This is a genomic window from Clostridium sp. AF22-10, from assembly GCF_003478725.1.
Lineage (GTDB): Bacteria > Bacillota > Clostridia > Lachnospirales > Lachnospiraceae > Otoolea > Otoolea fessa.
Map to the genome: position 1 here is coordinate 31,734 of NZ_QUFZ01000007.1, position 26,091 is coordinate 57,824.

23 protein-coding genes and 1 pseudogene are annotated in these 26,091 nt (G+C 50.8%); 3 read left to right on the forward strand and 21 right to left on the reverse strand.

Annotated features, from left to right (window positions below; translation table 11 throughout):
- Positions 1–10: 10 nt before the first annotated feature.
- From DWX91_RS06645 to DWX91_RS06685, 9 genes and pseudogenes are all read right to left on the reverse strand, one after another.
- Positions 11–2,138 (reverse strand): annotated as a pseudogene (locus DWX91_RS06645) (RNA degradosome polyphosphate kinase).
- A gap of 2 nt (positions 2,139–2,140) precedes the next feature.
- The gene (locus tag DWX91_RS06650; RefSeq protein ID WP_118538547.1) at positions 2,141–3,706 is read right to left on the reverse strand and encodes an HD domain-containing protein; all 1,566 of its coding nucleotides are present in this window, start codon (positions 3,704–3,706) and stop codon (positions 2,141–2,143) included.
- 1 nt (position 3,707) lies between these two features.
- Positions 3,708–5,006: an ATP-binding protein gene (locus DWX91_RS06655; protein WP_412693851.1), complete on the reverse strand. Its 1,299-nt coding sequence runs from the start codon at positions 5,004–5,006 to the stop codon at positions 3,708–3,710.
- A gap of 105 nt (positions 5,007–5,111) precedes the next feature.
- On the reverse strand, positions 5,112–6,236 hold the full coding sequence (locus DWX91_RS06660) for a bifunctional chorismate mutase/prephenate dehydratase (RefSeq protein ID WP_118538549.1): 1,125 nt from the start codon (positions 6,234–6,236) through the stop codon (positions 5,112–5,114).
- A gap of 3 nt (positions 6,237–6,239) precedes the next feature.
- Positions 6,240–6,983: a lysophospholipid acyltransferase family protein gene (locus DWX91_RS06665; protein WP_118538551.1), complete on the reverse strand. Its 744-nt coding sequence runs from the start codon at positions 6,981–6,983 to the stop codon at positions 6,240–6,242.
- A gap of 296 nt (positions 6,984–7,279) precedes the next feature.
- On the reverse strand, positions 7,280–7,723 hold the full coding sequence (locus tag DWX91_RS06670) for a type II secretion system protein (RefSeq protein WP_182435062.1): 444 nt from the start codon (positions 7,721–7,723) through the stop codon (positions 7,280–7,282).
- Complete coding sequence (locus tag DWX91_RS06675; protein ID WP_118538555.1) at positions 7,695–7,877, reverse strand: DUF4250 domain-containing protein; 183 nt, start codon at positions 7,875–7,877, stop codon at positions 7,695–7,697. Before DWX91_RS06675 ends, DWX91_RS06670 begins: the two co-directional genes overlap by 29 nt.
- Positions 7,878–7,897: 20 nt before the next feature.
- Positions 7,898–8,185 (reverse strand): hypothetical protein, encoded by a 288-nt coding sequence (locus DWX91_RS06680; RefSeq protein ID WP_243098996.1) that lies wholly within the window; start codon positions 8,183–8,185, stop codon positions 7,898–7,900.
- A 114-nt stretch (positions 8,186–8,299) separates the two neighbouring features.
- Positions 8,300–9,253 (reverse strand): hypothetical protein, encoded by a 954-nt coding sequence (locus tag DWX91_RS06685; RefSeq protein WP_118538557.1) that lies wholly within the window; start codon positions 9,251–9,253, stop codon positions 8,300–8,302.
- A 697-nt stretch (positions 9,254–9,950) separates the two neighbouring features.
- On the opposite strand from DWX91_RS06685, the gene DWX91_RS06690 reads away from it, so the two are divergent.
- On the forward strand, positions 9,951–10,895 hold the full coding sequence (locus DWX91_RS06690; RefSeq protein ID WP_022360306.1) for a D-2-hydroxyacid dehydrogenase: 945 nt from the start codon (positions 9,951–9,953) through the stop codon (positions 10,893–10,895).
- A 120-nt stretch (positions 10,896–11,015) separates the two neighbouring features.
- On the opposite strand, the gene DWX91_RS06695 is transcribed toward DWX91_RS06690, so the two are convergent.
- The 11 genes from DWX91_RS06695 to DWX91_RS06740 all read right to left on the reverse strand — a co-directional run bounded on the left by DWX91_RS06695 (position 11,016) and on the right by DWX91_RS06740 (position 20,608).
- Entirely contained in the window at positions 11,016–11,450 is a 435-nt protein-coding gene (locus DWX91_RS06695; RefSeq protein ID WP_118472610.1) for a protease complex subunit PrcB family protein, read from the reverse strand.
- Between the two features lie 55 nt (positions 11,451–11,505).
- Positions 11,506–12,648 carry an ABC transporter ATP-binding protein gene (locus DWX91_RS06700; protein WP_117796055.1) on the reverse strand — a complete coding sequence of 381 codons (1,143 nt, stop codon included), beginning with the start codon at positions 12,646–12,648 and terminating at the stop codon, positions 11,506–11,508.
- 28 nt (positions 12,649–12,676) lie between these two features.
- Complete coding sequence (locus DWX91_RS06705) at positions 12,677–13,753, reverse strand: FecCD family ABC transporter permease (RefSeq protein ID WP_181986215.1); 1,077 nt, start codon at positions 13,751–13,753, stop codon at positions 12,677–12,679.
- 36 nt (positions 13,754–13,789) lie between these two features.
- Entirely contained in the window at positions 13,790–15,124 is a 1,335-nt protein-coding gene (locus DWX91_RS06710; protein WP_243098997.1) for an ABC transporter substrate-binding protein, read from the reverse strand.
- 152 nt (positions 15,125–15,276) lie between these two features.
- Positions 15,277–16,071: a sirohydrochlorin cobaltochelatase gene (locus DWX91_RS06715; protein ID WP_118468380.1), complete on the reverse strand. Its 795-nt coding sequence runs from the start codon at positions 16,069–16,071 to the stop codon at positions 15,277–15,279.
- A 218-nt stretch (positions 16,072–16,289) separates the two neighbouring features.
- The gene (gene spoIIID, locus DWX91_RS06720) at positions 16,290–16,571 is read right to left on the reverse strand and encodes a sporulation transcriptional regulator SpoIIID (RefSeq protein WP_117796058.1); all 282 of its coding nucleotides are present in this window, start codon (positions 16,569–16,571) and stop codon (positions 16,290–16,292) included.
- 88 nt (positions 16,572–16,659) lie between these two features.
- The gene (locus DWX91_RS06725; protein ID WP_107001412.1) at positions 16,660–17,139 is read right to left on the reverse strand and encodes an acyl-CoA thioesterase; all 480 of its coding nucleotides are present in this window, start codon (positions 17,137–17,139) and stop codon (positions 16,660–16,662) included.
- 245 nt (positions 17,140–17,384) lie between these two features.
- Positions 17,385–18,599 carry an AAA family ATPase gene (locus DWX91_RS06730; RefSeq protein ID WP_022360314.1) on the reverse strand — a complete coding sequence of 405 codons (1,215 nt, stop codon included), beginning with the start codon at positions 18,597–18,599 and terminating at the stop codon, positions 17,385–17,387.
- Positions 18,600–18,612: 13 nt separating this feature from the next.
- Positions 18,613–19,191 (reverse strand): sodium:proton antiporter, encoded by a 579-nt coding sequence (locus tag DWX91_RS17965; RefSeq protein WP_412693848.1) that lies wholly within the window; start codon positions 19,189–19,191, stop codon positions 18,613–18,615.
- Entirely contained in the window at positions 19,161–20,057 is an 897-nt protein-coding gene (locus DWX91_RS17970; RefSeq protein ID WP_412693849.1) for a sodium:proton antiporter, read from the reverse strand. Before DWX91_RS17970 ends, DWX91_RS17965 begins: the two co-directional genes overlap by 31 nt.
- A gap of 218 nt (positions 20,058–20,275) precedes the next feature.
- The gene (locus DWX91_RS06740; RefSeq protein ID WP_118538559.1) at positions 20,276–20,608 is read right to left on the reverse strand and encodes a hypothetical protein; all 333 of its coding nucleotides are present in this window, start codon (positions 20,606–20,608) and stop codon (positions 20,276–20,278) included.
- Positions 20,609–20,878: 270 nt separating this feature from the next.
- Between DWX91_RS06740 and DWX91_RS06745 the strand changes: the two genes are divergently transcribed.
- The gene (locus tag DWX91_RS06745) at positions 20,879–21,772 is read left to right on the forward strand and encodes a glycyl-radical enzyme activating protein (protein WP_118472606.1); all 894 of its coding nucleotides are present in this window, start codon (positions 20,879–20,881) and stop codon (positions 21,770–21,772) included.
- A gap of 347 nt (positions 21,773–22,119) precedes the next feature.
- Complete coding sequence (locus DWX91_RS06750; protein WP_118472605.1) at positions 22,120–23,673, forward strand: BCCT family transporter; 1,554 nt, start codon at positions 22,120–22,122, stop codon at positions 23,671–23,673.
- Positions 23,674–23,725: 52 nt separating this feature from the next.
- Here DWX91_RS06750 and DWX91_RS06755 read toward each other — a convergent pair whose 3' ends face one another.
- The gene (locus DWX91_RS06755; protein ID WP_118472604.1) at positions 23,726–25,984 is read right to left on the reverse strand and encodes an ATP-binding cassette domain-containing protein; all 2,259 of its coding nucleotides are present in this window, start codon (positions 25,982–25,984) and stop codon (positions 23,726–23,728) included.
- Between the last annotated feature and the right edge of the window lie 107 nt (positions 25,985–26,091).

Consider the following 26,091-nt stretch of genomic DNA (forward strand, 5'->3'; position numbering starts at 1 on the left):
TGCAATTTCTTTATTGTTCCAGCGGAATAAACACCCTCATCGCCGCCGGGTCCTGCTTTTTTCCAGCTTCCTTCGCCGCCTGCACTGCCTCCGCACAGAAGGTATCCTGCGCGCAGACCGGCTCTTTGCCACGGCGGTTGCGTTTAGCGTAGGTTCCGTCCGGTCTCAGGTACTGCGCCTTGACATTGTCGGCAAGCTGTACCTCTAAGATGTGACAGATGCGTGCTTTCAGCTTCTCATCCTCAACCGGGAAGAGAATCTCCACACGACGGTCGAGGTTTCGCGGCATCCAGTCGGCACTTCCCATGAAAATCTGCGGTTCACCGTCGTTCTCGAAGTAGAAAATACGGCTGTGCTCAAGGAAATTTCCAACGATCGAGCAGACCGTTATATTCTCGCTTAATCCCGGAATCCCGGCGCGCAGACAGCAGATGCCGCGAACGATGAGCTGTATTTTTACCCCCGCATTGGACGCCTCGTAAAGACTCGCAATGATCTCACGGTCGCACAGGGAGTTCATCTTTGCCACGATCCGCGCTGGAATACCTTCGCGGGCGTTGCGCGTTTCCCGCTGGATCAGGCGCAGAAAACGTCCGCGCAGCCACAGCGGCGCCAGCGACAGCTTGTTCCAGCCAAGCGGCTCCGAATAACCCGACAGCATGTTAAAGACTGCAGTCGCATCCTCACCGATCAGCGGATCACAGGTTAAAAGACCGCAGTCGGTGTAGAGTTTTGCCGTCGAATCGTTGTAATTTCCAGTTCCCAGATGGACGTAGCGGCGGATGCCCTCTTCCTCGCGGCGCACCACCAGCGTGATCTTACTGTGTGTTTTCAGCCCCAGCAGACCGTAGATAACGTGGCAGCGGCTTTTTCCAGCATCTTCGCCCAGAGAATATTGTTTTCCTCGTCAAAACGGGCTTTCAGCTCAACCAGAACCGACACCTGTTTTCCATTGTCCGCCGCTTCGGCGAGCGCCGCGATAATCGGGGAGTTACCGCTGACACGGTAGAGTGTCTGCTTGATCGCCAGCACCTCCGGGTCGCGGGCAGCTTTCTTGATAAAATTGACGACCGGCTCAAAGGTCTCAAACGGGTGGGTCAGCAATATATCGCCTTTGCGGATATTAGCAAAAATATCATCCTCATTCATCAGCGCCGGAACCGGCTGCGGCGTGTACGGCGGTGTCTTAAATTCGTCAAAGCCCGGCAGACCGAACACCTTCATGAGAACGGTCAGATCAAGCGGTCCGTCAATCTCATAGATCGCGTGCCCGCCGACGTGCAGCTCCTTTTTGAGGATGTCTAAGAGGCGCTTGTCCGCCTTTTTCTCGATATCCAGGCGGATGACCTCGCCCCACTGGCGTTTCTTGAGCTTCTGCTCGATCTCCTTGAGCAGATCCTCCGCCTCATCCTCGTCGATGCTCAGATCGGCATTTCGCATGACACGGAACGGATGACAGCTGATAATATCATAATTTAAGAACAATTTGTCGATGTTCCGCTCGATGACTTCTTCCAGATAAATGATCGATTTGCCCTCCTGGCACGGCAGCTCCACCACGCGTGGAAGCCCACCCGGCACGCAGACCATCGCAAATTCCAGCTCGCCGTCTCCCTTTTTCTTGCGAACCAGCGCGGCGATATTTAACGATTTATTGTGAATAAGCGGGAACGGGCGAGAGGAATCAACCGCCATCGGCGTGAGGACCGGGTAGACCGATTCCTCAAAATACCGATCAACGTACACCGCTTCTTCCTTCGTAAGCTTCTCATGCTCGGTGACCACGCGCAGACCGTGCTGTTTTAAGAGCGGCAGGAGCATCCGGTTGTAGGTCCGGTACTGATTCTCGACCAGCTCATGCGTTTTTCCATCAATCGCATCCAGCTGTTCCTGTGCCGTCATACCCGCAATATCCCGCTTCGTATAATTGGCGTGAACCATGTCCTTGAGGGATGCCACGCGGACCATGAAAAACTCATCCAGGTTCGACGCGTGATGCTTAAAAATTTCAGGCGTTCAAACAGCGGGGTCGTCTTATCGCGCGCCTCACCCAGAATCCGGTAGTTAAATTCCAGCCAGCTCAGTTCACGGTTTACATAATTTTCAGGTTCTCCGTATTTCAACACTGCATCCGACATCCTTATACCCCTCTTTTCTGCCTGAGTACAGGCCGTATTCCAAAGACTTCCTCAAAGAAATCTGCCTTCTGGTCAAATGAATACTGCTCCAGCACGATACTCTCCGGACAGTCCGTCGTAATCACCAGACTGCCGTTCCGCACAGCGATGCGGCTGTCGCTCAGCTTCTGGCGGTGGCTGCGGTCCATCGAATTGGCCAGACGCAAAATTGCCGTCAGCTTCGCAATCAGGATCGTCAGCTCTCTCCGGGAGGTTCCAAGCCCCGCATACTGGGACAGATCCGACTCCAGGATGACCTCATCGTAGGCATATTCCTGAATGTTGTAGCGCACGATATTAGCTACAACCTCGCGCTCCAGATGGGAAATTCCGATGATCTCCGTATCCATGATGATCTGGTACGAGCTTTCCGAACCGCGCGTGATGCTGACAAACTTGCCGCAGTCATGCAGGGTCGCTGCGATCTTTAAAAGCAGGCGTTCCCGCGCTCCCAGACCATGGTATTTTTTCGTTGCATCAAAGATCATCTCCGCCGACCGCTCTACCTCGCGCACATGTGCGCCGTGGCAGCGGTAGCGCTTCGCCATCTGGCGCGCCGTTGAGAGAATATCTGCCTCAAAATCATGATGGAAGCGGACCAGACGGTTTTCCTGTGCGTACTCTGCCGCGATACCATCGCAGAGTGTCGTCCCCGGTGCCCAGATATAGGAAGCACCCGTCATGTCTAATATTTTCCGGTAGAGAATCGCACTTGGAATCAGCACTTCTGCGTAATCCTGCGGCAGCTCATAGCGCTCCTGAATCTCCTCCGAGGACATTCCAATCAGCTTCTCGCAGAACACGCCAAATTCCTTTGCCGTGAACCGCGCCCCGCCTTTTTCATGCATGCCTCGGCTGATCATATAGTTCATTGTCTCGCCGGTCGCAATCAGCGTCTCGATCTGATGCTCTTTTAAAAATATCTTCCGGAATGTGTATAATTCATTTTCTACCAGCTCGTCGATGATCGCCGGGATCTTCCGGTAATCGACGCGCCAGTGTGCTGACATTTCGCTTAAGCGCAGCACGCCGAGCAGAAGGTTCTGCGTCGATACCAGTACCTCCTCATCAAAGAGGGAGATCTGGGTGCTTCCGAATCCGACATCCATCAGCGCCGCACCGTTTTTCACGGTGTGCTGGAATTCTTCCTCCCTGGCTGCAACGGCTTTATAACTCTTAAAACGAAGCTCCGAGTTGTTCATCGTGCGAACCCGGAGTCCGGTACGCACCAGAATCCGGTCCAGTACCATCTGGCTGTTCCGCGCCTCCCGAAGCGCGCTGCTCGCAAAGGCCCGGTAATCCGATACCCGGTATGTTTTCATCACTTCCCGGAACTTATTCAGGACCTCGCACATTTCCTCCACGATCTCGTGGCTCAAACGTCCGTCATTGTACGTGTCTTTGCCAAGCGCCAGCGCATGGCGCACATGATCAATCTCGCGGATTCCGGCGGAAGCAGAAATCTCGAAAATTCCCAGCTCCAGTTCGAAGGAACCCACATCAATAGCGGCAAAGGTTTTAACGGTCATATTACTTGATCTCTCCTTTCAGCTTGCTGCGTAAGTTTGCAATAAACTGGGTGGCAGTACGTCCGGACAGCCCGCCGTGGCTTAACTCCCACTTGTTGGCTTCCAGAAGCAGATCTGCCTCCGGCATATGGATGTGGTATTTATCTGCCAATACGCGGACGATGTTCTGGAACTCTTTCTTGTCCGGTGAGCCGTAGTAGATCGTGACGCCAAAACGCGCAACCAGGGACAGTTTTTCCTGCACCGTATCGTTGGAGTGCAGATCGTCGTCCAGCTCGCGCTTATCGCTGAATTTCTCGCGGATTAAGTGACGACGGTTCGATGTCGCATAGATCAGGACATTCTGCGGCTTAATGCCGAGACCACCCTCTATGATTGCTTTCAGATATTTATATTCCAGCTCATATTCCTCAAAGGAAAGATCGTCCATATAAATGATAAATTTGTAGTTGCGGTCTTTGATCTGCTCCAGGACATCTGACAGTCCGCGAAACTGGTGCTTGTACACCTCGATCATGCGGAGTCCGCGGTCATAATACTGATTTAAGATCGCCTTGATACTGGATGATTTACCGGTACCGCTGTCACCGAAAAGCAGGCAGTTGTTTGCCGCGCGCCCCTCGATAAATGCCTCGGTATTCTCAATCAGCTTGGCTTTCTGCAGCTCATAGCCGACCAGATCGCTCAGCTCGATATGTTCCACGCGCGTGATCGGCTCGATATCGACCTGCTTTGCCTCGTCATCCATGATAATATGGAATGCTTTGTTAAGACCAAACTTGCCGACACCAAATTCTTTATAAAATTCGGTCACGATATCCTGAAATTCCTGATCACTCTCCGCATTCTCCAGGGAAACCGATAATTCAACGATCCGGTCGCGGATGCGGTGGTTGAACGCCTTGCTGTTTTCCAGCGCATTTTCGTAATGCTTCATCTCCGACCAGATGCCGTTCTCAGTCTCGTCCAGACGGGCAATATCCAGGGAAAAAAGCTCTCTGACCTGTGCAAAATCGTGGCGTGCAAGCTCGCTCAAGCTGCCGCCGACCGGTCCGATGATCTCACAGGATGTGCTGTAGGCATTTTCATTGTTTGTCATGCAGAACGCCAGGAAACAATGCCACAGGTTTCCGCGGAATCCATAGGTCACTGCCAGATCGATGAGCTGACTCGCGCATGCATATGCATCCGGGCGTGCCTCGCCTTCCTCTGGTTTTAAGAGGCTGCACATATCGTCAAATAACTGCTGATACCGCAGGTTGCGGTATAAAATCATCGTATTTTTTCTTCTTTCTTCCATCATTTTGCCTTTCCGGTTACCATCACATTCTTTTGCGGCACTTTCGGTTCCAAAAATGCCTCCCGCGGACAGTAACCCATTTCATCTTGTCCTAAGCTAAAGAGTCTAGTAATTTCCTAATATTTTTACATTTTTCGCTTCGCGCATGATTCCGTACAGTGCATTCTGCACACCGGCATCCTCCAGGTTTCCCTCGATGTCCACGAAGAAGCGGTACTGCCAACTCTCCTCCGGGATCGGGCGGGACTCGATCATCCGCATATTGACATCATTGAAAATAAAATTGCCGAGCATGCTGTACAGCGTACCGCTGCGGTGCGGCAGCTCGAAGCAGAGGCTGATTTTCTCTGCGCCCGCCTGATAGACGCGATCCCTCGCCAGAATCAGGAAACGGGTCGTGTTGTCCGGACAATTGTTGATCGGACCTGCCAGCTTTTTGAGTCCGTAAATCTCTCCTGCTACCTCACCTGCGACTGCCGCCTGTAACGGATCCTTCTCATCGCGTACCTTCTGTGCCGCCACAGCATTATTTTCCATGCTTAGCTGCTGCCAGTCGTGCTGGTTTAAGAAATCGCTGCTCTGCATCAGCGCCTGCGGATGTGCATAAACACGCTTCACATCGGAAAGTTCCGCATCCGGTGTGCCAAGCAGGTAGTGGTGTACCGGCAGAAATGTCTCCGCCACAATCACATTGTCGTATTTTAAAAGCAGATCATAGTTGTCCGTCACGGCACCGGCGGAAGAATTTTCAATCGGAAGCACCGCAAAATCAGCTTTTCCCTCCTGAATCTCCACCATCATATCCTCGAACCGGCGTACATGATGGATATCCGCGTCTTTTCCAAAGAACTGCAGCGCCGCCGCATGACCGTAAGCACCCTCTAATCCCTGGAACACCACGCGTTTTCCGGCTGTTTCAAGCTTCTCCACCTTATGGAAACCCAGATCCGGACCGCCGACGCGCCCTGCGATCGTCTGATACTGATACCGGCGGCTCAGCGTCATCATCTGCAAAAACAGCTCGGCAACCGCCTGCTTGTTGAACTCGCCCTCCGCCATCGCCTGAACTGACTCGATCTTCTGTTTCTCACGCTCGGCATCGTAAACCGCCTTTCCGGTCGCGATCTTATACTCTGCCACCTCGCTGCAAAGGCGCATTCTCTCCTCAAATAACTTTTCTATCTGGGTGTCAATCTGGTCCAGACGCCCTCTTATCTCCAGCAAATCCATCTCTTAGTTGTTCTCCTTTTCCATCTCTGAAAGCATCCCTGCGATCTTTTCTCTCGTATATGCGCCGACAAACTTCCGGTTCTCCGGATCCAGCTCTTTCACGATGAACGGCTCGCCGAACTCAATCACGACATGGCTCGGACAAATAAGCGGAATATGCTTCTCAAAGACCTCCGCTGTTCCCTTGATCGCCACTGGAACAACCGGACAGCCAGATTTCTCTGCAATCTTCAAGCTTCCCTCTTTAAATGGAAGCAGATCTGAAAGCTGTTCATTTTTATTGCGGGTTCCCTCCGGAAAAATCCAGACAGAAACGCCGCGGCGCACCTTCTCGATCCCCGCCAGAATCGTTTTTAAACCTTCTTTTATATTATTCCGATCTAAAAACAGACAGTTGACATTGAGCATCCATTTTGACAAGAGCGGAATCTTCTCCATCTCTTTCTTTGCCACAAATCCCATCAGTCCCGGAACCGTCGTATAGCCAACCAGGATATCAAAATAGCTCCGGTGGTTTCCCACATAGAGCACCGGGCGATCCTGCGGAATATTTTCATATCCGCGCACCTCTACCGTCACACCTGCCATTTTGAGCAGTTTTTCAAAAATATTACGCACCATCTGGGTGCTTTCTTCCTCCACTGCGACCGGATCTACCTGTCCCTGTTTATCCATACGGTGCAATGTGCCGATGGAACCAACAAGGAAACTGACGATCGTTCCTACTATCTTTATCGCGCGAAACATACTGATACCTCTCTTTTCTCTTGTATCTGTCCGAAATCGTCTGGTTTTTATCCTGCTATTTTCATTTCCAGACAGACAGCTTTACTGTCTCATTATATAGAAAGAAGCAGGGTTTTACAAGACTTTCCTTGTAAGACATCCTGCCTCTGTTACTGTTCACGCATACGTGCCCAGTATCGGAATTTGCCGTGGCTTCGCATTTAAATACGGCAAATTCCTGCTGCCACCACGTTTTCTTACGGCACTTTCGGTTCCAAAAGTGCCTACCTGTGAACAGTAACCTGCCTCTCTATTTTTTATGGATTCACAATCTCCGTCTTTCCGCTGATCAGCGCTTCCACCTCGATTCCACCTATCTCGCACAAGATTCCCTCATAGCTTTCCAGTGTATCGCTGTAATACACGCTGTAGATAGACACATCCTCAGAAATCTCTCCATCCAGATAGTTTTCCAGCGGATTTTCTCCCAGATCCCGGAAAGAACCACCCAGCTCCATCATCAGCTCCCAGCTTTCCGGATGAATGTCCTGTTCATCCAAATCATGTAGATACATCCAGAGCGCCATGCATAGAATCCTCGCCTCGGCTTTCGCCCGCACTTCCTTCGCTTTCTGTACCTGTCCGGACATGATCGGGATCGAAACTGCAACGAGAATCGACACAATCCCTGTCACAATCAGCAGCTCTGCCAGCGTAAAGCCTGACCGTGCCCTAGCGGAACTGGTTCTTTTCTCTGTCATAGGTATATCCCACCGCCTGCAGCTTCTTCTCAAGCTCCGACCGTTCTGTATCAAACGCACTGCATAATTCATCTAAATCCGGGTAAAAATCTCTGAGCTGTGTGTTCACAAAACTCAGGCACATAATCGGATCGTTCGGTATTTTTCCTGTCATCTTTTTCCCTTTCTGTCCTTTTATTCATACTCAAACGTAACCGTCACATAGTAACCTCGGTCATTTTCCTCGATCGCCTTTACCACGCCGTGATCGGCGGGAATCCGGTCATTCAGCTTAAAAAGCCCCGACATCGCCACCGCCGGTTCAATCATATAATTGACATTAAACGGCGTCACCGACTCCGTCACCTCTACTGTCTGTCCGACTTCTACCAGTCCCGGACGTTCCATTTTAAATACAACATCTCTTGTCACGCCGTTTTCCCTCTTCTTTCTGGTCTGATCCCCGATTCTGGCTGCCGGCATATCCTCACGCCGTGCCTCTGATTTCAAATTTTTTTTACACGAACCATAACCGCCAGCTTACCAGTTTTCTAGTATACGGCACTTTTTTCCTTTTATCAACTGCGCTCACATAACCTACCGTTCGTTTTTTTTACGCGCCATCCGCCGCAGCTGCCGAAATCCAAGCCATGCCAGTAAAAGCAGCAGCAAACTTATACTGATCGTCAGTCCGTAGTGAATCCACCGTCTCCAGAACGGAAGCGGGAGGTTTTCCACCGGCGCAGTCTCTGTTTCCACCAGAGTTCCTGGATCCGCTTCTATTTCTGTCATCTCTTCCACATCCAGTTCCGCTTTTTCATACTCCATCCGCCTCCGGTAACGCTCATATGCCGGAAGTCTGACCGTTCCCCCGTACACTGCCCGGCAGTCCCATACGCGGCGTTTTGCCTGTACCGCCGCATTGCGGCACCAGATGCCAGCCTCATCCTGATAGGCATCTCCCTCCCAGCTTGCGGACTCAATCTGCACATCATCCTCCGATAGCCCCACACTTGCAAGCAGTTCTTCTCTGCACGCCTCCAATGGCGGCACTTTCTCATCATGCATCACGACAGCCCCACCCAGCTGGTATGTATCCGCCCCGTATTCGTGAAATACGACCGAAATCTCAAATCCATCCTGCCAGTGTTCGTTCTCATAAGAGGTTCTTTTCAGATCCAGCATAACCGATACCGTCTTCTGGCTCTCCCGATCCTCCACCTCCATCGGCGCTCTCGCCGGGATCTCCTGTTCCCGCGTCACGGACGGATAGACCATCTCCCCCGAAACCTCCCGCGTTCTGCCGCGCACCGGCACCGCCTCTATCTCTGTCCCCACAAGCCGATAGGTTATTTCCCCCTCTTCCAGATATTCTTCCGGCGCTTCTGGTATCTCAGCCTCTTTCAAATAGGAAGAAGAATAACGGATCCGCCGTTCTCCCGCCTTATCTTCCTGTGCGTAAGCCTGTCCGCCGGTGCCCTGCAGGCACAGCAGCACAAATGTCAGCACTGCCAGCCTCCAGCCATATCTTCTGTCTTCTCTTTTCCCCATACATTCTCCCTTTCTGCCATTCCCCGGCAAATGTCTCCTGCCAGCCGAACCGCATTCTTTCGTAAGCACGTTCTAAATTTCCGTACTCCTCTCTCAACCTTCTCCATCCTTTCTAAAATTGTTATTGTTCACGCATACGTGCCCCGTAACGAAATTTGCCGTGGCTTCGCATTAAATGAACAGTAACCTGAAATTTTCTGTGCTGAGTTTAAATCGGCATAAAATACCACATCACACACAAATATCATTCAAGATATAAGATGCCATGTTTTCTAAATGCCGATATGATACTTATATTCAGCACCACGAAATCATATGACTGCTTTTTTGTTTCATAGGACGCAGTTTCCCCTGAAACAAAAAATGCATTATGAAATTTCATAAATACCCGGATATTTCTGTGAATCACAGATGCCCTCTTTGCGGGCAGAATCATCGAATGCCGTCCGGAACCGGACTTTGAACTGCATCGTACCTTTATTATAGTCTGCCCTATCTCAAAATACAATTTATAAATCGCTCCCGCGGCATTTTCTACAAAAACCCCTTTTCATCCAGCATTTACTTATAAGTGTTATACAAAAAATCGAATACGAGTTTCTGTTTGGTACGGCAAAATGACTTGACTGGACAGCAGATTTTAGGTATACTTGCATATAGGTACATTTTACAAAATAAGAGCGGAGGAAATTAAACTATGAAGTGTCTTATCATTGACAAAGTATACGCTGGTATTGCTGAAGAACTCAGCAAATACATGGAAGTTAAAACTGCAGAGAATCTGCCGTCCACCAAGGATCAGTTATTAGCTGAAATCGGTGACGTAGACGTTCTGATCATGCGTGTAGATCCGAAGATCGATCAGGAGATCATCGACGCTGCTAAGAACCTGAAGGTTATCGGCGTTTGCTCCGTTGGTCTGAACCACATTGATATGGACTATGCAAAATCCAAAGGAATCCAGATCTTCAACGCACCGGGCTTAAACGCTAACGCAGTTGCAGAGCTGACCATTTCCAAGATGTTAGATATCTCCCGTGGTACTTTCACAGCTAACTACGATGTAAAAGTAAAACACGAGTGGAACAAATATAAATTCGAAGGTCGTGAGCTTCGCGGCAAGACTCTGGGTGTTATGGGCTTCGGTCGTATCGGTAAGAGAGTCGGCGAACTTGGTCGTGCATTTGGTATGACTGTCGTTGCTTACGATCCATTCCTGAAACCGGAAGATTTCGAGAAAGAGCATGCAACTGGCATGTCCGTAGACGAGATGTTAAAGGTAGCTGATTTCGTATCTATCCACGTACCGCTGACACCAGAGACAAAGGATCTGTTCAACGCTAAGTCCATCGCTGAGATGAAGGATGATGCAGTTGTTCTGAACATGAGCCGTGGTGGTATCGTAAACGAGAAAGATATGTACGAGGCTCTGAAAGCTGGCAAGATCGGCGGCTACGCAGCAGACGTTATGGAGAACGAGCTGGCTGGCAGCGGTCTGACAGGTGATGATACATTCGCAAGCCCGCTGTTCGAGTGCGACAACTTCATCGTTTCCCCGCACATCGGCGCTCAGTCCGTAGATGCTTCCAGAGACATCGGACTTCACATCATTTCCAAGGTAAAAGAGGCTCTTTCCCTGTAATCAGGAAACCAGTCTTATACTCATATAGGAAATCCTGCGGAAATCGTTCTGCAGAAACTGCATAAAGACAGGAACCGGATGATACTCTCGCCGGTTCCTGTTTTTTTGTTTCATAGGAAACTACTGGAATACCACTGGTTCCTCCAGCAGTTCCGTCCGCAGCACAATATACGGATACGACGGCTCTTCCCCGGTCGGCTCGCTTCTCTCCGGTCCTTTTAACTCGGTCTTGACGACGATCGAATTGTCCGTCAGGTACAACTCCGGAACCGTAATGCTGTAGCCGCCGGTCTCCTGCTTGCCGTACCCGGCAGCTATGTAGAGGTCATTTCCGCTTGTGTAAGTCAGGCGGAAGGAATCGTTCTTCTTTTCTTCTATGATCTGCGCCAGCTCCTGCGGCGTCTCATCGGGACCTATGACGGCAAATTCCAGATCCCGCAATTTTTCTGCCTGTTTTTCACCGCCGCATGCAACCGCATAGACCCCCGCCAGAAAGATTCCCATCACAGCCATAAGGCTTAGAAGCCATTTTTTCCTGCTTTTCTTACTTTTCATCAAATAAAAAACCTCCCGCTCCCCTGCACGCAGCCACGCGGCAAAATGCTTTGATTTACTGCATTTTATGAAGCGGAAGGTTGTGATATTCTATCTTTTTTCCTTTTTCCCTGGCATACGCCAGCAGCCGGTCGTTCGCCGCCGCCCAGCCCCCATACTGCCTGCGGCACGCAATCACGCACTGGCACGCATCCAGACATTCTCTGGCTTCTTGTTCCTTTTCCTCTGATATTTCTTCAAATGCGGGGACTGCAATCAATCTGGACGCCAATGTACAAGCCGCCGGATAATCTAAGTCGGCTTCCGATACGATCCCTGCCGCAAACGTAGTTCCAGCTCTCTGAAGCTGCCAGAAGACAGCGCGCCCGCTTCCTCCTCCTGCCAGCACAAATACCTCTGGCGCCCCCTCCGGACGCGGAAGCTCCATACTGCCGCCTGTCTGACGGAAGCGCCCTTCCTCGATCTGGAAAAGCTCGGAAAGATGTTCCGGAGTCAGCATCTCTTCCGGGCGTCCAAACCGGCTTTCCTGCCCCGGGCTGACGCACAGCACCCAGTCGGAGACGCGCTCCGCCAGATCAAGTTCATGAATGGATAAAATGACTGCCACCTTCTTGCGGCGCGCCAGCTCCTGCAAGACCGACATAAATTCAAGCTTATAACGGATATCCAGATAGGAAGTCGGCTCATCGAGAAGCAGCAGTTCCGGCTCCTGACAGAGCGCCCGCGCCAGCATCACCCGCTGCCGCTGACCGTCGCTGAGCGTCTGGAAGTCCCGCTCCCGAAGCTCTGATACCTGCACTGCCTCCATCGCCTCATCAACTGCCTTCCAGTCCTCCTCCGAGAGGACACCAAACCGCCCCGTGTACGGATAACGCCCGGCTGCCACAACATCCCGGCAGGTCATCCACTCTGCATGGACCTTTTCCGTAAACATGACCGCCATCCGCCGTGCGCGCTCCGTTCCCTTCATTCCCAGAAGGTCCGCGCCGTCCAGGTAAACCGCGCCTCCCAGAGGGGGAAGCTGCGCGGCGACACTCTTTAAAATGGTCGATTTTCCGGCTCCATTCGGTCCGACTAAAGTCAGGATCTCACCCTTCTTTATCCCGATCCGGACTGGATTTAAGATCTGTTTTCCACCGTATCCAACCTGTAAGTTCTCTGTATAAAAGTAGATCTTCTCCTCAGTTTCTGGATTCATGGTATTTTCTCCTCTGCTGCTCTATGCTTCAGGTGCTCTTTCGATGTTTCCGCATCATCACAAAAATCACGACCGGCGCACCGAAGACAGCTGTTACCGTGCTGATGCTCAATTCCGTCGGGGCAAAGACCGTCCGCGCCAGCCAGTCGCTGAACAGGCAGAACACGCTTCCGCCCAGGAAACAGCCCGGAATCAGCACCAGCGGTCTTGTATCGGCAAACAGCCAGCGGATCAGATGCGGAACCGCGATTCCAACAAAGGAAACCGGACCGGCAAATGCCGCTACGCAGCCAGATAAGATGCTGGACAAAATCACCATAAAGAAACGCAGATGTGCGACATTGACTCCCATGCTTCTCGCATACGTCTCCCCCATCTGGTATGCGCCGATCGGTTTGGATAACAGAAACACCGCTGCCGCTGAGACAAAGGTCACGCCCGCCATGACTGCCACATTTTCCCAGGTCATACCAGAAAAACTTCCGCGCGACCAGTTATGCAAGTTGACAATATCCGCATCGCTGGCGAAGGTCACAACAAAATCCGTGATTGCTGAGCAAATATAGCCGATCATCACGCCCCCGACGATCAGCATCGCCATCTGTTCCATCTTCCGCGCGACCAGGAGCACAAACAGCATAGAGAGAAGCGCTCCGGCAAATGCCGCTGCCACCAGCATCCCCGAATTGATCGTAATATTCCATTCCAGAAATCCGACCATCACAAGTGCTACCAAAAGCTTTGAACCAGAAGAAATTCCCAGCACAAAGGGACCCGCGATCGGATTGTGGAAAAAGGTCTGTAACAGATACCCTGACAGTGCCAGCGCCCCGCCAAGGATCAGCGCCGCCAGCGCGCGCGGCAGACGGATCTCCCAGATGATCGTCCACGCCATTCCACGCAGCTTAGGCTCCCGCAGTTCCTGTAAAAATTCCATGATCGGAACCGATACACTGCCTGAACAGGCACTCCAGATAAGCGACAGGAGCAGAAGCATAATCAGAAGCAGAAATGCACCTGCGATCCGCACCTGTCTGCCTGACTGCGCCAGGTTTCTTTGTTTTTTTTCCTGTTTTTGTCTGTTTGCTTCTGATACTGAACGCATCGTTTCTCCTATCTATCTTTATTACACTTTCCTTCCTCACGACTGCAATTTATACAGATATGTCCCATCTTCCTGGCTTCCGCTGAAAATCGCATGGATATCTTCCAGCATCGCTCCAACTGACATGGATTCCTGATAGAGATTCTTCGTCGTACACCAGACATTTCCCGCCTGTACCGCCTTGAAATCCTTGAGAACCGGCGCTTTTGCCAAAAGCTCCGAAATTGAGTGAATCTCCCCGTCGATTGTACTGTTATAAATCAGATAATCGGATTCTTTCGCGGCTGCATAAAATTCTTCCATCTGCATATTGACGGTCGAAGACCGCTTTCCGTCATCCCCCATATGCCCGAATATGTATCTGCCGCCCGCTAATTCTATCATTTTCGGTATATAATCAGAGGAACGGCGCACGTTCACGCTGCCCTGGTTCGTAATATAGAAAAATGCCGCCGACGGCTTTTCCGCCTGTGCCGTCTGTTCTGTTTTTACGCTCCCGCCTGCGTTCTCCGCATCCGAACCTTCTTCTGTAACTCGCTGCAAAGCCGCTTCCTGCTTTGCAAATGCCGCTTCCGCCTCTTTTTCTTTACCGGTCAGCACTCCATACAGGCGGATCCATTCCGTCCGCCCCAGCGGATGTGCTTCGTAGCTGGAATGATCCACAAGCACCGGGATTCCGAAACTTTCCAGCTTTTCTTTTACCTCCGGCGAATGGAGAATCATCGTATTTTCTATTGCCAGACCGCAGCCCTCCGAGACAATCCGCTCATAATCCGGTTCGCTGTACTTGCCTGCGTAGAGAATTGACCCATTCTCCATCGCCTCCTTTGCCTCCGGGATGTACCAGCCCGACGCATCGGTTCCCGAAAACCGGATATCCGGGAGCGCTCCCAGCATCCGGAACATATCCATGGTCGCGGTCGCTACCAGATAAATCTGTTTGACCGGGCGCTTAAGCACCTGGATCGAATCCGGAAGATCTTCCGGCACCTTTCCGCCCTCTGGAATCAGAAGAAAACGGCTTCCATCCGCAACCGAAACTGCTTCGTACTGCATCCCGTCCGCATCCTCATAGGTATCGACCGCAAACTGGGTCGCATAGGCAAGCTCCATCCGCGATTTCCAGGCCAGGGACGCACTGATCGCCTCACCCGGCTGTGGAAGTGATGCCTCCGCCACCTGTGCATCCACGTTTTCTGCCGGCTGGGACACTTTCGTACCTTTACCCGCCTCATTGGATATCTCACTGGCGGATGTAGACGACGCTGCCGCCACCGCACTCTTTCCCATATTTCCACAGCCACTCAAGAGCAGCACCCCCATAAGCGACAGTCCTGCCATCCTAAGTGCCATTTTCTTGTTACTGTTCACGCATACGTGCCCAGTAACGGAATTTGCCGTGGCTTCGCATTTAAATACGGCAAATTCCTGCTGCCACCACGTTTTCTTACGGCACTTTCGGTTCCAAAAGTGCCTACCCGTGTACAGTAACCTTTTCTTTCCCGTTATCCATCCTATTTTCTTCATTTTTCCCACTCTGCCTCTCTCACGTGCGCCACATACAGCTTCCGGATCGCCTCAACCTCTCCCAGTCCCCGGATGCGGCATTCCACCTGGTATCCGGCGCGTTCCAGGCGGCTCTTCCAGGAATCCTCCTCTTCACCTGCCATATCCTGATTCGCATGGTCGCCTGCAACCACCATGAGCGGCTGCAGCACTGCCCTCTGATAGTGTTTCTGCGCGCCCAATTTCTCGATCACCGCTTGTAAATCCGGCTGCGCCTCCACGGTTCCGATGTAATAATTTGCATAGCCGCCCGCGATCATCCTATCCTGCATCTTCTGATACACCTGATTGGAAGCCGCGTCCGTCCCATGCCCCATCAGGCAGAGTGCCGTTTTTCCATCGTCATATCCGCCCAGTTCTCCTGCCATCGCCAGGATCACCGCATCCAGATCCGCTTCACTGGCAAGAAGCGGTGCTCCCAGCGCCAGCCGTTCAAAACGCCCCTGATTCGCTTCCACTTCCGCTTTTACATCCATGTATTCAAATCCATCCATCAGATGGGTCGGCTGCACAATCAGACTTTTAATCCCATCGGCTGCTGCCCGGTCAAGTGCCTCCTTCAGATTGTCGATCGACCGTTGATCCCGCTTTTTCAATTTATCAATGATCCTCTGGCTGGTAAATGCCCGGCGCACCTCATATGCCGGAAATGCCTCCGCCACTGCACGCTCAACCGCTCCGATCGTCTTTTCCCGGCTATCATTGTAGCTTGTCCCGAAGCTGACTACCAGGATTGCCTGTCTTGGTTCCATCTATCATTCTTCCTCTTTGTTTTTTATCTTTCGATTCAGAATTTTCCCGTTCCTCCTACGCTGCCATATGCCTGAATCTGGCTGACATATAGCTTTATGAATCGAAGCTACTATAGCATATTTTGAAATAGTTTGCAATGAAGCAGAAAAAATGGCACTCCGCCCGTCCAGGCGGAATGCCCCTTTTTCTGCTTTCAGCTCCAATTTTACCAGCTTTTCTATTTCTCGTCCCGGCTGCACGCGCGCAGCTGGTGCTCATGCTCATATTTTTCTTTCGTCGCCATCCCGCCCCGGATATGGCGTTCCGCTTTGTTGATGTCCAGTACTACACGCGCCCGGGATGCAAGCGGCGGATTGATATGGGAAAGGCGCTCGGCCACATCTTTATGCACGGTAGATTTACTGATCCCAAATTTCCGCGCCGCCTGCCGCACTGTCGCATTGTAGTCTATGATGTAATTAGCGATCGCAACCGCCCGTTCCTCGATATATTCCTTCATGGGAGTTCCCCTGAGAACGTTTTTTACATCTTATTACATCTGTTTCCGGTTTATGCAAATTCCCTTTCCCAAACAAAAACACTGCCGATTAGTAGTTCTCCGCACGGCGGTGCTTCCGCAAATCGTTTCTCTTCACGCCAGCTTCCCACTCTGCCTTCTCCTCATCGGTCTCGACAAGCAGTCCCGGAACTTCCATCGGATGCTCGTTTTCATCCAGCGCTACCATAACCACATAAGCGGTATTAACCAGTTTACGCGCGCCGCTTAAAGACTCTACGAATGTATCGACACGCACTTCCATGGAGGTTCTGCCGACATAAGTCAGCTTTCCCTCGATAATCAGGGTATTGTTCAGGTGGACTGCCTCTTTGAACTGCAGGTTATCAACCGATGCAGTTGTCGGATTGCAGTGCGCGTGGCGGCGCGCAACAACGGTCGCTACAACGTCGATCCATTCCATCAGCTGACCGCCAAACAAACGACCAGCACCATTTAAGTGACTATTTAATACAAGCTGTGTCTGGATAACAGCTGAATCCGCTACGCGGCGCATAATTCTTTCTTCCATAATTTATTTCTCCTTTCGAGAAGGATGCCTCTTCCAATCTCCCGCTTTCGAAGGACTTCCCTGTGATATGGTACCTAGTATACTGGCTTTCCCTCAAATTTGCAAGTATTCCGCCGCAAAAAATTCTGAATCTTTTTAGTTATACATTCTATTGGCAGTAAACTATAAATGTAAAAAAACGGCCGAAGAATCTGGGGACAGCGTCTGTTGTCTTTCGCTGACTCCCATCATCTTCAGCCGTTCTCTTATTTATCCTCTTCCCGCGCCGTGATCATCCGATAGATGAAATCCACGGTTCCATCGATACCGTAGCTGGCACTGTTGATACAGAGATCATAGTTGTTGGAATGTCCCCAGTTTCGGTTTGTATAGTAATGATAGTACTGGCTGTGGACATGATCCAGATGCTTTAACATATGGCGTGCCTGCTTGACCGTCAGGGAGCTGTCAATCTCCATCGCACGTTTGATACGCTGCTCAAACGGCGCCGTGATGTAGATACTGATATGCGGGATGTTGTTGTTTGCCATGATGGCATCTCCGCATCGTCCCAGAATAACAAAATCTTCCTTCTTCGCCATGTCAACCAGAAGGTCGCTCTCGTTGAAGAAGACCGCATCACGCTTCGGCAGTCCGTGGAAACGGCTGAACTCGCGCATGCGCTGGCGCAGGGTCAGATGGCGCTCCGGGATGAATGCCTCACTCGGGTTTACATTGGCATCCTGATCGTGCGCCGGCTCTTTCTTGATTCCCGGCTTGATTCCGTAGCTGACAGAATCCTGTATAGAATCTTTCTGAGCCTCAAGACGTTTCAGAACCGCTTCAAAGATCTCCGCGTCGTAGAAATTGATTTTCAGCTTATCTGCCAGCTTAAATCCGATATTTACACCGCCGCTTCCGTAGGTCCAGCTGATACATACGATCAGGTGGTCATTTTCGGAGAAACGGTTTTTCAGGTTAAATGTATTCAGCTTCGCCAGCTCTGCGTTGATAACGTCGCCGCTCGCGAAACTGGTCGGCAGACTCATGACTTCGGTCAGAATCCGGTTGTACTCAGTCATGACGAGCTTCCGCTCTTCCTTATTCTCGATGGTACGCGCCATGTTTCCGATCAGGGCAATCTCACTTCGAACCAGGTTACCCTGCGGGCGTGTCAGCATCAGATGAGTCAGCTCATCCACGCAGCGCTTCCGGTCACGGTTGAAAACACGTCCCAGAGAAGAACCTAACTGTGCATAAACCTCCGCATCCAGATCGTAAATACTCTCCGCCAGTTCACGGATTCGTTTTTCATCTCTTCCAGGCACCGTGCTGCCCGGCTTCTTCCCTGCTGAATCCTTTTCGGCTGCATTTTCCGCACCCGTTACTTCATTCGCATACTGGGCGCTGTCCTTTTCAAGCGCCTGCTGCGTCTGATTTTCCATATTATCTGTATTGGTATGTTCCTGATTGTTGCTCATCGTCACTCACCCCCTATAAAAAGAATAACAGCATATCAAGTGCAAAGACCGGAACCAGAATACCGAACGACCAGAGCAGATATCCGAAGAAGGACGGCATACGCACACCGTTTTCATCCGCAATCGACTTAACCATGAAGTTCGGTGCATTTCCGATGTAGGTGTTCGCACCCATAAATACCGCACCACAGGAGATCGCCATCAGCATCTTGATCGGAACCGTTCCTAACGTCGTCACCATGCCCTCCGTAAATCCAAGCGCACCTGCCGTTGTTAAAAATACCAGATAGGTCGGCGTGTTATCCAGGAAGCTGGACAGCAGACCGGTTGCCCAGAACATTTCAAACGGCTCGGAGATGCCCAGGTTCGCGCCATTTGCTTTCAGAATCATCAGGGCTGGCTGCATCGTGATGAAAATACCGATAAACAGAACCGCAACCTCCTGAATCGCGCCCCAGGTAAAGTGGTTCTCACGGCGGATCTCAACCTTCGTGGTCTTGAAGGACAGGAAGGCCGCCACCAGAATGATCACAATCTCAATGATGGCCGGATAGCTTAATTCTACCTCTCCAAACAGGTGGATGCCAAGCACCTTCCGGCTGCATCCTGGAACTGCGGCATGGACGGTAAGGTACCGCTTAAAATAACGGCTGCCACGATCATGACCAGGAAAATCAGGTTGTGCGCGCCGCGCAGCTTCACTTCGGTACCCGGTTTGCTGATATCCGGTTTCAGACCGCTCGCGATATCCTGACGATATGCCCTCTTATCAATAAAATAGAAGATTGTCAGCAGCACCAGCATATTGAAGAATAAGATCGGCGCCAGATGTAAGCTCCAGAAGAACGGTACGCCGCGCATGAAGCCCATCAGCAGAGGCGGGTCACCGATCGGGGTCAGACATCCGCCGATGTTGGATACAAGGAAAATAAAGAAGATAATGATATGACGTTTCTTCTTTCTCCATGCATTCATCTTGACAACCGGACGAATCATCAGCATACTGGCACCGGTCGTACCGATCCAGCTTGAAAGCAGGGTTCCCAGTGCCAGTAATCCCACATTGACACGCGGAGAACCTGCCAGGTCACCGGACATCGTGATATTACCGGCAACGCAGAAAAGTCCAAATAACAAAATAATAAAGGTCAAATAGTCATTGACCAGGCATTCCAGAACCGTTTCCAGTGCTGTCCCCGCACTGTAACGCATCGCAAACGGAATGATAAAAAGAATTGACCAAAGAGCAACCGCATGAGGCTGGTGCTCTTCCCACCATTCTGCCTTCACAAGCGGCAGAATCGCAATACAGAGAAGCAGTCCCGCAAATGGAATACACATCCAGAGCGGCACAGAGGATGCCGATGCACCGCCTTCCTGTTCTGCTGCCAGAGCCGTCATCGGATTTGCCATCAAAAATAATCCCAGGCTCGCGCAAAACGCACTCAATCTTTTCACCTTCGTAACCTCCCAACTTTTTTCTTTTTTGTTTTACATTTTTCCATTTCAGCCACCCATTATAACAAGTTTATTTCCTAATTACAACCGTGTTTTTCACGTTGTAAGCGTGATTTTCCGTAAATTTTTCGTTAAAAGTACCTTATATTAATTCTTACTAATAAGTGTTGTAAGTCTGTACTCATAACATAAACAAATACCTCTTTTGTGTATAGAAATTATGTATAATACTGTAATTTCACGTTAGTGCCTTTTTGTGTAATAGGGGATTCCAAGGAATTTCCCATTACACAAAAAACCGCCCGCCGATATCCCGACAGACGCTTCCTACATTCATATATAACTTTCTCTTGAACTATACTCTCTTTCCAGAGTTCATATTTCAATTCCATATCTTCCCCGCCATCTTCCATCTTTTTCCTGCAGCTGTTTTCGCGCTTCATTTTAAGCCAGCCGCCCGATCTCTCGCGGTATTCTTTCGTGGTTTCTTTTTCGATATGTGCCAGTTGGCAAATCTGCCGCTGTATAACCTGCTCTTTCGCAGCGTTCACACATATTCTCTCTCGAACCTGTTTTATTATAGCGCTTTTTTGTAAAATTTATTTCCGCTTTTTTGTCAAATCTTTGTAAAAAAATCAAGTAGCAAATTGGAGAAACTGTCTCATTTACTTTTTATCTTCTTTATGCTATAGTTAGCCTGTATTTTGCATTCAGATGTATTACGAATCCATTCCGAAATTCCGGTGTCATCCCGTGCCGGAATTCTCAATGTCTTATCGTGTTTTATAAATATCAGAAGGATTTTCAGGAGTATTGTATTCATGCAGGCGAATATATTTAAGATCAAACGAAATGAATTGGCTGACGGTTCCGGGCTGCGGACTACGATTTATTTTAAAGGATGCCCCCTGCGCTGTGTCTGGTGTTCAACACCGCAGGCGCATGAGCGCCCGACCCGGATTCTCTGGGACAGCAAGCACTGTCTCTACTGCAATCTCTGTGTCAGCGAATGTCCCACCGGAAGTCTGGCATTTTCAGACAACCGTCTCACCTTTACCCCGGACACCTGTACATTCTGCCGTGCCTGTACGGATCACTGTCCGTCCCGAATGCTTCATTTCGTCGGTCAGATGATGGATATGGATGAAATCATGGAAAAAATTCTTGCCGACCGGGAGCTCTATGGAAATGGCGGCGTCATTCTCTCCGGCGGCGATCCGCTGATGCAGCCGGAAGCAGCCACCGCTGTCCTGAAAAAATGTAAAGAACACGGCATCCGCACCGCGATTGAGACGACCGCTTTCGCCAAACCGCTGGCTTTCTCCCGCTTCATCGCCAACGCGGACATGATTATCATCGATTTAAAACATTATTCTGAAAAGAAATATGTCCAGTTCACCGGTGTCTCAAATCATTCGATTCTGGAAAATCTGGACTTTGCCATCTCTATCGGAAAAAAAGTGGCGGTCCGCATTACCATTACCCCCGGCATCAACGACACGCTCATCGATGCCCGCAGGTATGCCCACCTTTTGTCTGAGCACCACATCAGACATGTAATTCTGCTCTCCTATTCAAATCTGGGGATCATTAAATATGAAAAATACATGCAATCTCCGACGCTTGCCCGCGAGCAGACCTTCTCCGGCCAGGATATGGAGAATTATGCGAACATGCTGCGCGGACTGGGATTTGATGTGCAGATTGAGCAGTAGGGAGGCGGCAGGATTTTTCCATTGCCGCCTCCCATACATTTTTCCATCTATTCGTTACTGTTCACGCATACGTGCCCAGTAACGGAATTTGCCGTGGCTTCGCATTTCAATACGGCAAATTCCTGCTGCCACCACATTTTCTTACGGCACTTTCGGTTCCAAAAGTGCCTACCCGTGAACCGGTAACATCTATTTCCTTGTTTCTCTATTTTTTCCCAAATTTTTCATTGATTTTTTTTCCACCCAATGCTATAATGTGTTCAATATTTAATTTATTTATCAAAAAATGAACATGAACCATTTGCAAAAATCCTCATTTTTACAAATGATTTAAAAGGAGGTTTCCCATGCAAAATCCACAATCTCAAACAGTGCCAGAGCCGAAACGCCTGGACTGGACCACGATGGTCGTCCCATTTCTTCTTATTATAATACTCTGTCTCTGCTTTCTGGCTGCGCCAGATGCATCCAAGGCAGTGTTGGAAAATCTCCGGAGCTTTCTCGGGGAAAACTTCGGTGTCGGCTATCTTGCCATCGGACTCGGCATCTTTCTTCTGTCAATCTACATCGCCTTTTCCCGCTACGGAACCATCCGGCTCGGAAAACCGGATGAGAAGCCGCTCTATTCCAATTTTGCCTGGGGTTCGATGATGTTTACCTCCGGACTTGCGGCGGACATTCTCTTTTACTCCCTGTGTGAGTGGGTTCTCTACGCCAATGACCCGCATCTGGCAGAAATGGGCAGTATTCAGGACTGGGCGAGCACATACCCGCTCTTTCACTGGGGTCCGATCCCGTGGGGCTTCTATGTCGTGCTCGCCGCTGCCTTTGGCTTCATGCTTCATGTGCGCGGCTGCCATAAACAGAAATACTCCGAAGCCTGCCGCCCGATCCTCGGAAAACACACAGACGGGCTTGCCGGAACCCTGATTGATCTGATGGCGGTCTTCGCACTGCTGGCCGGCACAACCACGACTTTTACGCTGGCGACCCCTCTGATGAGCCAGATCGTCTCCGAACTCTTCGGATTCGGCGACACCCGCCTCATCACCATCGCGATTCTGGCAGTCACCTGCCTGGTATATACCGTTTCCGTCGTGCGTGGCATGAAGGGCATCCAGAAGCTCGCGGCGTCCTGCGTCTACCTCTTCTTCGCTCTTCTGGCTTATGTGCTGCTGTTTGGCGGTGAAGCTCGCTATATCATCGAAACCGGCTTTTCCTCCATCGGAAATCTGGTACAGAACTTTATCGGACTGTCCACCTACACCGACCCACAGCGCACCACCTCATTTCCGCAGACATGGACAATGTTCTACTGGGCATATTGGATGGTCTGGTGCGTCGCTGCCCCGTTCTTCATCGGAACCATCTCTCGTGGACGTACAATCCGGCAGACAATCCTCGGCGGCTACGTGTTCGGGCTTGGCGGCACGTTTGTGAGCTTTATTATCCTCGGAAACTACAGCCTGGGACTCCAGGTGTTCGGAAAACTGGATGTCATGGGGCTTTATGCCGCCAGTGGCGACCTCTATTCCACAATCACTGCCATCATCCGCACGCTTCCGCTCGCCCCGATGGTCCTCGTTCTGCTCGCGGCGGCGATGATCGCCTTCTATGCCACCAGCTTTGACGCGATCGTACTGGTTGCCTCCGCCTACTCCTACAAGAACCTGACAAGCGAGGACGAACCGCACATGGCGATCAAAACCTTCTGGTCCCTGAGCCTGATTCTACTGCCGATGGTCCTCATTTTCAGTGATAATTCAATGGCAAACCTGCAGACCGTGTCCATCATTGCAGCATTTCCGATCGCGTTTATCATTCTCCTGATCGTGGCGGCGTTTTTTAAGGATGCGAAGAAATATCTTTCCAGCTGCCATGGTATTGAACGAATTGATTGATTAAAAATATCCCGAATGCACTTTCCGATGCATTCGGGATATTTTTCTTTATCTATAAGCTCTCCCGCAGATACTCCCGTGTCACACTCCGCTCCGCTTCCAGCATCTCCTTCGGCGTCCCGGCAAAGAGCAGGTCGCCGCCTGCGAGTCCGCCGCCCGGTCCGAGCTCCACAATATAATCGGCATCCTTCATCACATCCAGGCTGTGCTCGATGATAAACAGCGTATTGCCCTGATCGGTCATCCGGTTGAAAAGCTTCATCAGACGGCGGATATCGTCGAGATGCAGCCCGTCAGTCGGCTCATCCAGAATGAATATCTGTCCCCGCTCATCCAGCTTGCTCGCCAGCTTCACACGCTGCAGCTCGCCGCCGGAAAGCGTCGTCATCGACTGATTCAGGTGCAGGTAACCGAGTCCGACCTGTACCAGCGTATCGAGTTTCCTCACAAAATCCGCATCTTCAAAAAACTGGATCGCCTGACGGACGGTCATATCCATGACTTCCGCAATATTCTTTCCCTTGTACTGATATTTCAGCACTTCCTCCGAATACCGCGTTCCATGGCAGACCTCGCAGACCGTCTCGATCGAGTCCATATATGCCATATCCGATATAATTACACCTTTTCCCTGGCACGCCGGGCAGGCGCCCTTGGAATTGAAACTGAAATATGCCTGTGCGACATGGTTCGCTTTCGCAAAAAGCGCCCGGATCGCATCCGCGATATCCAGATACGTCGCCGGGGTTGAACGCAGATTGATACCGATATCCTTCTGCCGGATCGAGATCACCTCGCCTGGATACTGGCTCGTAAAATATTCCATCAGGGAGCTTTTTCCCGAACCAGCCACACCGGCGATGACCGTCATCACGCCAAGCGGCAGTTTTACGCTCAGATCTTTTAAGTTATGAAGCTTCGCGTGCTCAACCTGATACCATCCGGTCGGCTTGCGGTACTCCATCTTCATCGGCGTTTTCGTCCGCAGCATTCGCCCGGTCACAGTGTCCGCTTTCAGAAGATCCTCGTAGCTTCCCTGATACATGATCTGTCCACCGTTTATGCCCGCTTCCGGTCCCATATCCACAATGTGATCCGCCAGAGCGATGACTTCCCGGTGGTGTTCCACAATCATCACGGTATTTCCGTGCTCTTTCAGCTTGATCAGCGAATTTTTGAGATTCTGGATATCGCGCGAATGCAGTCCGACGCTCGGCTCATCCAGCACATACATCATATCGGTAAGCGGCGAATTGATGTAACGCGCGATCTTGATACGCTGCGCCTCGCCGCCGGAGAGAGTGTCTGTTCCACGGCTTAAAGAAAGATAGCTGAGTCCGATCTCAATCAGCGCATTCATCCGCTTCAGGATCTCGGTCTTGATATCGCGCGCCAGCGGATCATCGATCTGGCGGATAAACTCTGCCGCCTCCGGGATCGGCATATCCGAAACCTCGCAGATATTTTTTCCGTTAATCAGGCAGCTCCGGATCTTCGCATTCAGTCTCGCCCCGTGGCACTCCGGACACGTAAAGGTGCTGACAATGCGATCCAGCTCTTTCTTATGAAGCTGTCCTTCTTTAGATGTAATGATACTGCGGTACATACGCGGATAAATGCCCTCGTACTTCGCGGATTTCGGCCAGTTTGCCGGCGGGTTTTTCAGGCGGATCTGCGGCGAATAGAGAAATAAATCCATTTCCTCCTTCGAATAATCCTTGATCTTCTTGTCCAAATCAAACAGACCGCTGTACGCATACCGCTTCCACCGCCATGCACCGGTCGTGAACGCCGGCCACTGGATAACGCCCTCATCGTTTAGGCATTTATCAAAATCCACCAGCTTGTGGATGTCCAGCTCCGTCACAACGCCCAGGCCCTCACAGCGCTCACACTTGCCGCTCGGATGGTTGAAGGAAAAGCTGTCCGAATAGCCGACAAACGGTTTGCCCACACGTGAGAAGAGTAGGCGCAGCAGCGCATATATATCGGTGTATGTGCCGACCGTTGAGCGGGAGTTTGCCACCGGCTTTTTCTGATCGATCACGATCGTGACCGGAAGATTCTCCATGCGCTCAACCTCTGGACGACCATATTTCGGCAGAAACTGCTGGACAAAACTTGGAAATGTCACATTCAGCTCCCGCCGCGACTCTGCCGCAATCGTATCAAGGCAGAGCGATGATTTGCCCGAACCGGACACACCGGTAAAAACCGTGATTTTCTTTTTCGGAATTTTCAACGACACATGTTTCAAGTTGTTTTCCGTTGCATTCACAATGCTTATGTACTCCTGATTTTCTCGTTCCATCTGGCATTTTTCCTTTCTTAAGCTGCATTTTCCCGTCCCAGGTTCCTTTATTTTAAAGGTACTCAATGCTATCCTGATCTGTACGCGGCTATCACGCACAAAAGCAG

Bases quoted from the DNA above. Each gene is read 5' to 3' on its own strand.
- DWX91_RS06755 (WP_118472604.1), bottom strand. From the start codon at position 25,984: ATGGAACGAGAAAATCAGGAGTACATAAGCATTGTGAATGCAACGGAA.
- DWX91_RS06650 (WP_118538547.1), bottom strand. From the start codon at position 3,706: ATGACCGTTAAAACCTTTGCCGCTATTGATGTGGGTTCCTTCGAACTG.
- DWX91_RS06655 (WP_412693851.1), bottom strand. From the start codon at position 5,006: ATGGAAGAAAGAAGAAAAAATACGATGATTTTATACCGCAACCTGCGG.
- DWX91_RS06695 (WP_118472610.1), bottom strand. From the start codon at position 11,450: ATGAAAAGTAAGAAAAGCAGGAAAAAATGGCTTCTAAGCCTTATGGCT.
- DWX91_RS06690 (WP_022360306.1), top strand. From the start codon at position 9,951: ATGAAGTGTCTTATCATTGACAAAGTATACGCTGGTATTGCTGAAGAA.
- DWX91_RS06730 (WP_022360314.1), bottom strand. From the start codon at position 18,599: ATGAGCAACAATCAGGAACATACCAATACAGATAATATGGAAAATCAG.
- DWX91_RS06725 (WP_107001412.1), bottom strand. From the start codon at position 17,139: ATGGAAGAAAGAATTATGCGCCGCGTAGCGGATTCAGCTGTTATCCAG.
- DWX91_RS06660 (WP_118538549.1), bottom strand. From the start codon at position 6,236: ATGGATTTGCTGGAGATAAGAGGGCGTCTGGACCAGATTGACACCCAG.
- DWX91_RS06665 (WP_118538551.1), bottom strand. From the start codon at position 6,983: ATGTTTCGCGCGATAAAGATAGTAGGAACGATCGTCAGTTTCCTTGTT.
- DWX91_RS06680 (WP_243098996.1), bottom strand. From the start codon at position 8,185: ATGCCGGCAGCCAGAATCGGGGATCAGACCAGAAAGAAGAGGGAAAAC.
- DWX91_RS06675 (WP_118538555.1), bottom strand. From the start codon at position 7,877: ATGACAGGAAAAATACCGAACGATCCGATTATGTGCCTGAGTTTTGTG.
- DWX91_RS06705 (WP_181986215.1), bottom strand. From the start codon at position 13,753: ATGCGTTCAGTATCAGAAGCAAACAGACAAAAACAGGAAAAAAAACAA.
- DWX91_RS06700 (WP_117796055.1), bottom strand. From the start codon at position 12,648: ATGAATCCAGAAACTGAGGAGAAGATCTACTTTTATACAGAGAACTTA.
- spoIIID (WP_117796058.1), bottom strand. From the start codon at position 16,571: ATGAAGGAATATATCGAGGAACGGGCGGTTGCGATCGCTAATTACATC.
- DWX91_RS06745 (WP_118472606.1), top strand. From the start codon at position 20,879: ATGCAGGCGAATATATTTAAGATCAAACGAAATGAATTGGCTGACGGT.
- DWX91_RS06715 (WP_118468380.1), bottom strand. From the start codon at position 16,071: ATGGAACCAAGACAGGCAATCCTGGTAGTCAGCTTCGGGACAAGCTAC.
- DWX91_RS06750 (WP_118472605.1), top strand. From the start codon at position 22,120: ATGCAAAATCCACAATCTCAAACAGTGCCAGAGCCGAAACGCCTGGAC.
- DWX91_RS06685 (WP_118538557.1), bottom strand. From the start codon at position 9,253: ATGGGGAAAAGAGAAGACAGAAGATATGGCTGGAGGCTGGCAGTGCTG.
- DWX91_RS06670 (WP_182435062.1), bottom strand. From the start codon at position 7,723: ATGACAGAGAAAAGAACCAGTTCCGCTAGGGCACGGTCAGGCTTTACG.